The 9299-nt window shown below is 67.4% G+C and carries 6 protein-coding genes; 5 read left to right on the top strand and 1 reads right to left on the bottom strand.

Going from position 1 to position 9299, the window contains the following annotated elements:
• The first annotated feature begins 94 nt into the window (after positions 1–94).
• Positions 95–1021, top strand: a complete 927-nt coding sequence (locus ACF08M_RS37320; RefSeq protein WP_392189749.1) for a LysR family transcriptional regulator — start codon at positions 95–97, stop codon at positions 1019–1021.
• Positions 1022–1112: 91 nt separating this feature from the next.
• On the opposite strand, the gene ACF08M_RS37315 is transcribed toward ACF08M_RS37320, so the two are convergent.
• Positions 1113–2201, bottom strand: coding sequence for an NADH:flavin oxidoreductase (locus tag ACF08M_RS37315; RefSeq protein ID WP_392189748.1), 1089 nt, complete (start codon positions 2199–2201; stop codon positions 1113–1115).
• Positions 2202–2625: 424 nt separating this feature from the next.
• On the opposite strand from ACF08M_RS37315, the gene ACF08M_RS37310 reads away from it, so the two are divergent.
• The 4 genes from ACF08M_RS37310 to ACF08M_RS37295 all read left to right on the top strand — a co-directional run bounded on the left by ACF08M_RS37310 (position 2626) and on the right by ACF08M_RS37295 (position 8778).
• On the top strand, positions 2626–3411 hold the full coding sequence (locus ACF08M_RS37310) for an SDR family oxidoreductase (RefSeq protein ID WP_392189747.1): 786 nt from the start codon (positions 2626–2628) through the stop codon (positions 3409–3411).
• Positions 3412–3476: 65 nt separating this feature from the next.
• Positions 3477–4673 (top strand): cytochrome P450, encoded by a 1197-nt coding sequence (locus tag ACF08M_RS37305; RefSeq protein WP_392189746.1) that lies wholly within the window; start codon positions 3477–3479, stop codon positions 4671–4673.
• A gap of 194 nt (positions 4674–4867) precedes the next feature.
• Positions 4868–8269, top strand: a complete 3402-nt coding sequence (gene car / locus ACF08M_RS37300) for a carboxylic acid reductase (protein ID WP_392189745.1) — start codon at positions 4868–4870, stop codon at positions 8267–8269.
• 134 nt (positions 8270–8403) lie between these two features.
• Positions 8404–8778: a nuclear transport factor 2 family protein gene (locus ACF08M_RS37295; protein WP_392189744.1), complete on the top strand. Its 375-nt coding sequence runs from the start codon at positions 8404–8406 to the stop codon at positions 8776–8778.
• Positions 8779–9299: the final 521 nt, after the last annotated feature.

Below are 9299 nucleotides of genomic sequence, written 5' to 3'. Positions count from 1 at the left end.
ATCCGGCCGGCCCGTGCGGGCGTCCCGACGTCCTGGCGGAATCGCGTGCCCGACGGGACCGGCCCGCGCATCCGAGGCTCTCCGGGTGTGCGCGATGAGCGATCGGCTGGGCTTCAGCCTGACGCAATTGCGGTACTTCGTCGTATCCGCCGAGCTCGGCAACATATCGGAGGCGGCGGAGCAGCTGTGCGCATCGCAGTCAACGGTCTCCTCCGCTGTGATGAGGCTGGAACGCCAACTCGGTGTGCAGCTGCTGCTTCGTCATCATGCCCGAGGTGTCACCCTGACCCCGAGCGGCCGCCACCTGCTCCGGGAGGCACGCGCGTTGCTGGGGCAGGCCAGAAACCTCAAAGCTCAGGGCGACGCCCTGGCAGGCCACACCGCCGGCCGGCTGGATGTGGGTTTCTTCTTCTCGATCGCACCCTTCCTGCTGCCCCTGGTCCGCCGAATGACTGAAGAGCGCTATATGGCCCTGCAGTTGAACGTTCACGAGGCATCGGAACGGCTGTTGGAGCTGCTGCAGGACGGCCGGTGCGAATTGGCCGTGACGTACGATTTCCTGTCGGGCGGTGCCAGGTTTCACCCTCTGGCCGAGCTGCCTGTTCATGCCCTGCTGGCGGATGGTGGCCCCATGGGCATGACTGGCTCGATCGGTTTGGACGAGCTGGCCGTTCGGCCGCTCGTCACTCTGAACGTCCCGGCCGTTCTGCACCATTTCGAGACGATGTTCGCCACTGCGGGAGTCCGGATGCCGCAAGTGATCACGACGACGAGTCTTGAGACCATGCGTGCACTGGTGGCCGCAGGTTCCGGGTTCGCTTTGATGTATCAACGCGCGGCCCATGCGAGGACTTTGGACGGCGGGAGTATCCGATCGGTCGAGATCGCCGGAGAGGTGCCTGCTTCGTCCCTCGGTGTGGCCATGATGCCCGATCTGCACCTCAGCAGCCGCGGCAGGGCCTTCCTGGAAGTGCTGGGCTCTGCGGTTTCGATCAGTGGCGAAGTGAATTCGATTGCGTGATATGGAACGTTCTGCGGACGTGACCGGCGGCTCGTGAACTGCCGGCCCACTGCCGGAGGTCCCGCGCGCGCCGGGAGCGGACGTGCGGCCGTCAGATCAGGGTCTTGAGCACGGCCGGGTCGTAGGGAACGGTCTGGGCCAGCTCACCGCGCAGTGCCTTCTCCGCCCAGTCCGGGTTGGCCAGCAACGTCCTGCCCACGGCGACGAGGTCGAACTCGTCGCGCTCCAGGCGGGCCACCAGCTCCTCGATCCCGGTCAGACCGGCCTGTTCGGTGAAGCCCTGGGCGAAGTCGCCCACACCGTACTCCTGGTCCAGGCCGACGGAGCCGACCGTCACCGTGGCCCTGCCGCTGAGCTTGCGTACCCAGCCGGCCAGATTGAGCGAACTGCCGTCGAACTCGGGCAGCCAGTATCGGCGGGTGGAGGCGTGGAACGCGTCGACACCGGCCTCGGCCAGCGGCGTGAGCAACTGCGCCAGCTCGTCCGGGTTCTCCGCGATGCGGGCCTCGTAGTGGTTGACCTTCCACTGGGAGAGCCGGAAGAAAACCGGGAACCCCGGACTGACGGCCGCGCGGATCGCCTGCACGATCTCGGCGCCGAAACGGGCGCGGGAGGCCGGGTCTCCGCCGTAGCGGTCGGTACGCCGGTTGGTGCCGCGCCACAGGAAGTCGTCGATCAGGTAGCCGTGCGCGCCGTGCAGTTCCACGCCGTCGAACCCGAGCCGCTCTGCGGCCGCGGCGGCCTCCGTGAAGGCGGCCACCGTGTCGTCGATGTTCCGCTGGGTCATGGCATGACCGGCCGGGGCGCCGTCCAGTCCGAGCCCGGACGGGCCCTCCGCAGACGGTTCCGTCCCGAAGCGTATGACCCCGGTGTGCCACAGCTGAGGAATGATCCTGCCACCGGCCTGGTGCACCCGCCGCACCACATGGGCCCAGCCGGTGAGGGGCTGCTCGCCGTAGAAGTGGGGAACGTTCTCGTACGCGCCGGCGGCGGCCCGGTTGATGTAGGTGCCCTCAGTGATGATCAGGCCGACCTGGTGGGCCGCCCGGCGGGCGTAGTACTCCGCCACGTCCGGGCCCGGCACGCCGCCGGGGGACTGCATCCTGGTCATCGGGGCCATCACGATCCGGTTGGGGACCGTGAGGCCGCCCACGGTGAACGGCTCGTCCAGGCTGGCCATTGTTCCTCCAGATTTGTCGGCACTGCTTACACGGACGTTCCGTGTACACCTGTTTCCCCCACGCGTCCCACTGCTGCGCACTGATCCATCAGGCAGTGCGGGGCAGCCCTTGACGAGATGTTCCCGGGCTGTGCGGAAATTGTTGCTGCCACACACCGGTAGCGCATGATTATCGGCCTCACTGATAGCGATGTCCAGCTCTCAGAGGTCATTCCGGCTTGTATCGCATGATGCGATCCAGTTCATCGAAATAATCAGCTTGACCGTATCGGAGAGGCCGTTGATAGTGGTCTTCGTGATTCCGCGTAGCCACCGTCGGTCGGGCTGGAACTCCCATTCCGAATAGCATAAGGAGAGCCGATCTCCATTGCCGATCCACTGCGCGGACAGGCCTGCTGAGGCAGAAAAGGGGGCGGAACCCGGAATGGGCCGATATCGCCTTACCGAAAAGACTGAAAATCTCGCCAATGAGTTGGAAGGCAAGCGGGCCGTGGTGACCGGCGGCAGCCGCGGTATCGGCGCCGCGATCGTGCAGAAATTGCTCGGCGCCGGCGCCACCGTCGTGACCTCTGCCCGCAATCCGACCGAGCAGACCCCGTCCGCAGCCAAGTTCGTCAGAGCCGACCTCAGTACGCCCGACGGTGTGCGCGAGTTCGCGGATACCGCTCTGGAAAATCTCGGCGGAGTGGACATCATCGTCAACAACGCGGGTGGCTGCCGAGCCTTTCAGAGTGCGCTGGACATTGAGAAGGACTGGCAGTACACAGTGGACATCAACTTCCTCGCCGCGGTCCGTCTCAATTCCGCACTCGTGCCGTCCATGCGCGAGAGCGGAGGCGGAGTCGTCGTACACGTCTCGTCCATCGCCACCATTGCGTCCTACCCGATGATCCTGCACTACGCAGCCGCCAAGTCCGCACTGGAGACCTACAGCAATGGGCTTGCGGCCGAGTTGGCGCCGCAAGGCATCCGCGTCGTCGCCGTCTCTCTCGGGAACGTCATGACACCAGGGGCGGACGAGGCACGCGAAAAGATCGTTGATTACCTCGGCAACGATTCCGTGGAGTGGGCCGACGAAATCCCGCTCGGGCGTATCGGCCAGTCGGGCGACATCGCGGAGGCTGTCGGTTTCCTGGTCTCGGACCGCGCCGCGTGGATCACCGGCAGCACTCTCGTCATCGACGGCGGGCGCAGTGCGGCCCTGAGCTGAACCTCCTTCATCGGTGACCAGGTATGCGCAGGTAACCGTCTGCCAGGACTGAAAGGACTGACACGATGACCGCCACAGGGGAAGGGATACGGGCCTACCCGTTCGGTCCGGTCGACCGGCTCGAAGTGGACCCGAAGCTGGCCGAGATCTGCGGCGAACAGCCGGTGCTGCGCGTGAGTCTGCCCTACGGTGGCGACGCCTGGCTGGTCACACGGCACGCGGACGTCAAGACGGTACTGGCCGATCCCCGGTTCAGCCGTGCCGCCGCCGTGGGCGAGGACATCCCCCGCACGGTCGCCACCGGTCTGCCCAGCACCTCCATGCTGAGCATGGACCCGCCGGAGCACAGCCGGCTGCGGCGCCGGGTGGCCAACTCGTTCACCGTACGCCGTGTCGAAGCGCTCCGCCCGCGCGTCGAGCAGATCGTGAACGGCCTGCTCGACACCATGATCGCCGCAGGTGGGCCCGCTGACCTGACCCGGACGCTGACCTGGCCGCTGCCGATCACGGTCATCTGCGAACTGCTCGGCGTGCCCGTCGCCGACCGCGACCGGTTCAACGTCTGGGTGGACGGCTTGCTGATGCTGTCCGATCCGGTGCAGTCCGCGCAGGCCCGGGGACACCTCAACGATTACCTCGCCGGCCTGGTCGTACTCCGCCGCACCACCCCCACCGACGACTTGCTCGGCGAACTGGTCGATGCGGAGGACGAGGCCGACCGGCTCCTCGACGAGGAACTGGTCAGCCTCGGGGTCAGCTTGCTGTCCGCAGGCCAGGAGGCCACCGCCAACCAGCTCGGCAACTTCGTCTACACGCTGCTGACCAGACCCGATCTCTGGCAGAAACTTGTCGCCGACCCCGGTCTGGTGCCCGACGCGGTCGAGGAACTCTCCCGGATCATCCCGATCAGCGCGTCCGCCGGTTTCACTCGCATCGCCATCGAGGACGTGGAACTGAGCGGCCAGATCATTCGGGCGGGCGACGCGGTGGTCGCCGAGTTGGGGATCGCCAACCGGGATCCCGCAGTGTTCGACCACCCGGAGGAGATCGACTTCCACCGAGGGAACGTTCCGCACGTCACCTTCGGGCACGGCGTGCACCACTGCCTCGGCGCGCAGCTGGCCAGGATGGAGCTGCGAATCGTGCTCGAATCCCTGCTCCGCCGCCTGCCCGGCCTGCGCCTTGCCGTGCCGGTCGACCAGATCTCCTGGCGCACCGACCGCCTGATCCGCGGGGTGGAAGCCCTGTCGGTCAGCTGGTGAGGTCCGCACACGCCCACGGGTGCGCGTTCCGCGGACACGGTCACGGCCGGGCGGCACACCACGCGCCGAACCGCAGCCCACTGTGAGGAGTGACGTACGGATTCCGCGGCCGGACAACGCACGCAGTCAAGTGCCCGGCGACGTCCACATCCAGGACGTGCCGACATTACCTGGACGCCAAGGGAGGCCTGATCATGACCGAACCACTGGGGGCGGTCACTGCGGCAGTGCGTGATCCCGACAAGGGACTCGCCGAGGTCATGGCGGCCGTGCTGGAGGGCTACGGGGACCGGCCGGCTCTCGGTCAACGCGCGGAGGAAACATCGACAGCGCGGCTGCTCCCGAAGTTCGACACCATCAGCTACCGCGAACTGTGGGCACGTGTCCGCGCGGTCGCCGGCACGTGGCACCACGATCCGCAGCATCCGTTGAGCGCCGGCGACCGGATCTGCATTCTCGGCTTCGCCAGTACCGACTATGCGACGCTCGACCTCGCGTGCATCCACGCCGGTGCTGTGTCCGTGCCCCTGCAGTCCAGTGCGCCGCTGTCCCAACTGACACCGATCATCGCCGAGACGGAGCCGCGCGCCCTCGCCACCAGCATCGAGCGTCTGGACACCGCTGTTGAAGCCGTGACCGAGGGAAGCTCGATCCAGCACGTGATCGTGTTCGACTACCGTCCCGAAGTCGCCGACCAGCGAACAGCCTTCGAGTCCGCCCGGCGCCGCCTGGCCGAAGCCGGCCGCCCGGTGGCCGTCGGCTCACTGACCGCGCTGATCGAACGCGGAGCCGGCCTGCCGCCCGCCCCTCTGTTCACCGCAGACGCGGGAGACGATCCTCTGGCCCTGCTCATCTACACCTCCGGCAGCACCGGGACCCCCAAAGGGGCCATGTACACCCAGCGGCTGGTCGGGACCGCGTGGTACGGGTTCAGCTACGGGGCGGCGGACGGGCCCCCGATCAGCATCCTCTACATGCCGCAGAGCCATCTCGCGGGCCGCTACGCTCTGATGGGCTCGCTCGTGCGGGGCGGTGTCGGCTACTTCACCGCCAGGAGCGACCTGTCCACCCTGTTCGAGGACATCGCGCTGATCCGTCCCACCGAGCTGACCATGGTCCCGCGCCTGTGCGACATGCTCTTTCAGCAGTACCAGAGCGAACTGGGCCGCAGAGCCGGTGAACCGGGTGACGTCGAGACGGCGGTCAGGACGGATTTGCGCGAGAACCTCCTGGGCGGGCGCGTGGCCAAGGCGTTCTGCGGGACCGCCCCGCTGTCCGCGGAGGTGGCGGCCTTCGTCGAGTCCTGTCTGAACCTCCACCTGTACACCGGCTACGGGTCCACGGAGGCCGGCGGAGTACTGCTCGACACGGTGGTGCAGCGCCCGCCGGTGATCGACTACAAGCTGGCCGACGTCCCGGAACTGGGCTATTTCCGCACCGACCTACCGCATCCGCGCGGGGAACTGCTGCTCAGGACGGAGAGCATCATTCCCGGGTACTACAAGCGGCCCGAGGTCACCGCCGAGATCTTCGACGAGGACGGCTACTACCGGACCGGCGACGTCATGGCCGAGGTCGGACCCGACCGGCTGGTCTACGTCGACCGCACCAAGGACACTCTGAAGCTGTCCCAGGGCGAATTCATCGCCGTCTCCCGACTGGAGACCGTCTTCGCCGGCAGCCCCCTCATCCGGCAGATCTACCTGCACGGCAACAGCGAACGCGCCTACCTGCTCGCGGTGGTGGTGCCCGCGCCCTGCGCGCAGGCCGACGGCGGTGAGGAGTCGGACTCGCTCAAGTCGCTGCTCAGCGAGGCGCTCCAGCAGATGGCCAGGGAGGCCGAGCTCAACTCGTACGAGGTCCCGCGTGACTTCCTGATCGAGACCGAACCCTTCAGCCCGGAGAACGGTCTGCTCTCCGAGAGCCACAAACTGCTGCGCCCCAGGCTCAAGGAGCGCTACGGGGAGGCTCTTGACCGGCTGTCCGCCGAGATCGCCGAGGGCCAGGTCAGGGAGGTGCAGGAGCTGCTCCAAGCCGGTTTGGACCGACCGGTGCTGGAGACGGTCACCCGGGCCGCCCAGGCACTGCTGGGCTGTTCGAACACCGCTCTCGGCGCCGACGCGCACCTCACGGACCTGGGTGGGGACTCCCTGTCCGCGCTGTCCTTCTCCCTCCTCATGAAGGAGATCTTCCACATCGAGGTTCCGGTCGGGGTGGTCCTCAGCCCGGCCAATGATCTGGCCCGGCTGGCGAGGTACATAGAGTCGGAACGCGAGTCTGGGGCGGAACGGCCCACATTCGCGTCCGTGCACGGCGAGAACAGCACCGAAGTCCGCGCCGGTGACCTCACCCTGGAAAAGTTCATCGGCGCGCCGACGCTCGCCGCCGCGCCGGCGCTGCCCCGCCCCCGCGGTGCCGTGCGCGCCGTCCTGCTGACCGGAGCCAACGGCTACCTCGGCCGGTTCCTGTGCCTGGAATGGCTGGAGCGGCTGGCGCCCTCCGGCGGCAAGCTGATCTGCGTCGTACGCGCAAGCGACGCGGCTGCTGCGGCGAAGCGGCTTGAGGAGGCCTTCGGCAGCGGTGACGCGGAACTGCTCCGGCGGTACCGGGATCTGGCCGAAGGGACCCTGGACGTACTCGCGGGTGACATCGGCGAGCCGCACCTGGGCCTGGACGAGGAAACGTGGAAGGGCCTGGCCGATACCGCGGACCTGATCGTCCACCCGGCCGCCCTGGTCAACCACGTACTGCCCTACCAACAGCTGATCGGACCCAACGTCGTCGGCACGGCAGAGCTGATCCGGCTGGCGCTCACCGCGCGGATCAAACCCATCACCTACGTGTCCACCGTCGCCGTAGGGGCCGGAGCCGGGGTGCCGGCTCTCGGAGAGGACGCCGACATCCGCAGCACCAGCCCGGTGCGGCGGATCGACCGGAGCTACGCCAACGGGTACGCGACCAGCAAATGGGCCGGGGAGGTCCTGCTCCGGGAGGCACACGACCTGTGCGGCCTGCCGGTCGCCGTCTTCCGGTCGGACATGATCCTCGCGCACAGCAGGTACCAGGGGCAGCTGAATGTCCCCGACCTGTTCACCCGTCTGCTGCTGAGCCTGCTCGCCACCGGCATCGCGCCGGCCTCGTTCTACCGGACCAGTGACCGCGCGCACTACGACGGCCTGCCGGTCGACTTCACCGCAGAGGCCATCACCGCGCTGGGCGCGCGGGCCACCGAGGGCTACCAGACCTTCAACGTGCTGAACCCGCACGACGACGGCATCTCGCTGGACACCTTCGTCGACTGGCTCATAGAGGCAGGTCACCCGATCCGGCGGATCGACAGCTACGGCGAATGGCTCGCCCGCATCACGACCGCTCTCCGCGCCCTGCCGGAGAAGCAGCGTCAGCACTCGCTGCTGCCCCTGCTGCACGCCTTCGCGCAACCCGAGGAGGGCGTTCCCGGCTCGGCGATATCCGCGGACCGGTTCCATGCCGCCGTGCATGCCGCCAAAGTCGGCCCCGGTCAGGACATCCCCCATCTGTCGGCGGCCCTCATCGGCAAGTACGTCACCGACCTGCGTCGGCTCGAACTGCTCTGAGGGCTGTCCCGTCCGGCGGTCGGGGCCCCGGCCCGGGCTGTGGCGTACTCCCGCCGGCACCGGCCGCTGAACGGCGCGGAACGGCCTTTCGGCAGCCGCACATTCAACGAGAGACAGCGAAATGGGAACTCGATATGGGACAGAACAACAGCGAGACGGCGATTTCGTTTCTGCGCTCTCTGGAGGTGTACGACCTCGCCGGGTGCCGGGCGATGTGCACCAGCAGGGCCACGGTGTGGCAGAACGACGGTCAGGGAGAGCGTGCGATCGACGCGATGCTGGAGCGGTTCAAGGCTTTTGCCGCTGACGTCGATGCGCTGCGGTACGACGTAATCCGCCAGTTCCAGAATGCGGACGAGGTCTTCCAACAGCAGGTGCTTCACCTGAGTTTGGCCGATGGGTCGGGCAGCAGGGTCCACGCCGCGGTCTGCTTCCGGTTCGAGGGCGACGGCCTCATCGACCGGATCGAGGAGTGCATCTACACGGTCCCGACGGCCGAGGCACACTGATCCGCCCTCTGTTCCACCGGGGAGGCGGGGCACCGGCCACTGGCAGCAGGCCGGCACCGACTACGGAACAGAGCCAAACGTTTTACAGTCCCCTCCATGATGCAGCTGCTGGCGCATGTCTTGCGCCTCAACTCGTCCGTGGCAGGAGGGCTCCACGCAGCTGTCGGCGGGCATTCGCCCACGGCAGACAAGAAAGAAATCCAAAGGCCTGGAAACCTCCGCCGGGAGCATGTCAACGTACAACGTCCCGGAAAAACCAGGTCGGTGAGGGTATCCGGGCTTCCGAGCCGACCTACGAACAGGTCGGCCATGACGGCGGCCGGTGCCTCATGCAGCTCGACCGCATCGCACAGACCCCGATCCAAGGAGCACCCCCTGTCGAACGCCGCTCTCCGATCCGCCTGATCACCGACGTCATCCGCTGGTGTTGTCACGTTGGTGGGGTGTTGATCGGTTGAGGGCGCGTCAGGGCGTGTGGGGGTTGGGCGGGGGCCTGGGTCACGCTGCGGTGGGCGGGGCGG

It is taken from the genome of Streptomyces sp. NPDC015032, assembly GCF_043080425.1.
Taxonomy (GTDB): Bacteria; Actinomycetota; Actinomycetes; order Streptomycetales; family Streptomycetaceae; genus Streptomyces.
Note: the sequence above shows the minus strand (reverse complement) of the source record. Positions and strands in the feature narration are given on the sequence as shown.

Excerpts from the sequence above, each read along its gene's own strand:
- ACF08M_RS37305 (WP_392189746.1), top strand. The coding sequence starts at position 3,477 with ATGACCGCCACAGGGGAAGGGATACGGGCCTACCCGTTCGGTCCGGTC.
- ACF08M_RS37315 (WP_392189748.1), bottom strand. The coding sequence starts at position 2,201 with ATGGCCAGCCTGGACGAGCCGTTCACCGTGGGCGGCCTCACGGTCCCC.
- ACF08M_RS37320 (WP_392189749.1), top strand. The coding sequence starts at position 95 with ATGAGCGATCGGCTGGGCTTCAGCCTGACGCAATTGCGGTACTTCGTC.
- car (WP_392189745.1), top strand. The coding sequence starts at position 4,868 with ATGACCGAACCACTGGGGGCGGTCACTGCGGCAGTGCGTGATCCCGAC.
- ACF08M_RS37310 (WP_392189747.1), top strand. The coding sequence starts at position 2,626 with ATGGGCCGATATCGCCTTACCGAAAAGACTGAAAATCTCGCCAATGAG.
- ACF08M_RS37295 (WP_392189744.1), top strand. The coding sequence starts at position 8,404 with ATGGGACAGAACAACAGCGAGACGGCGATTTCGTTTCTGCGCTCTCTG.